Below are 463 nucleotides of genomic sequence, written 5' to 3' on the forward strand. Positions count from 1 at the left end.
TTCGATCTTGCGCGCATCGGGCTCCTCTGGAAGATCGATGCCGTTGCGAACAACATAGGCATCGGCCTCATCCAGCAGCGACATGTAATTGGCATCGCCGCGCGCAAGATTCTCGATGAGATCGGGTGCGAAATTCAACACACCGTTCTTATAATCTTCCGTCCGGCCAAGAAGGATCATCCCCTGCCCGGCAAGGCGACGGAAATCGATCGTCTCACCGCCGCGCGCACCGCTCACCGCGATCGTTACATGCTCCGTACCAGGCCCCGGCGTCGCGGCATCCCACTTGCCGAGAACCCCCAGCCACCAGCAGAAATCACGGCCACGATAGGCGCGCGGAGTACGGTCATGCGGGCCGACCGAGAGGTAAACGCGTTTGCCCGAGCGAAGAAGTTCGTCGGCGATCTGAACGCCCGAAGACCCCGCACCGACCACCAGAACCGCGCCTTCCGGCAAATGACCG

The 463-nt window shown here is 61.6% G+C and carries 1 pseudogene; it reads right to left on the reverse strand.

What is annotated here, in order from left to right:
* A pseudogene (locus tag AB1462_RS31915) lies at window positions 1-463 on the reverse strand (FAD-dependent oxidoreductase); the annotation flags it as partial.

Origin of the sequence: Pseudomonas sp. SB113 (assembly GCF_040754745.1) — a bacterium.
In the GTDB taxonomy this organism is placed as follows: Bacteria; Pseudomonadota; Gammaproteobacteria; order Pseudomonadales; family Pseudomonadaceae; genus Aquipseudomonas; species Aquipseudomonas grimontii.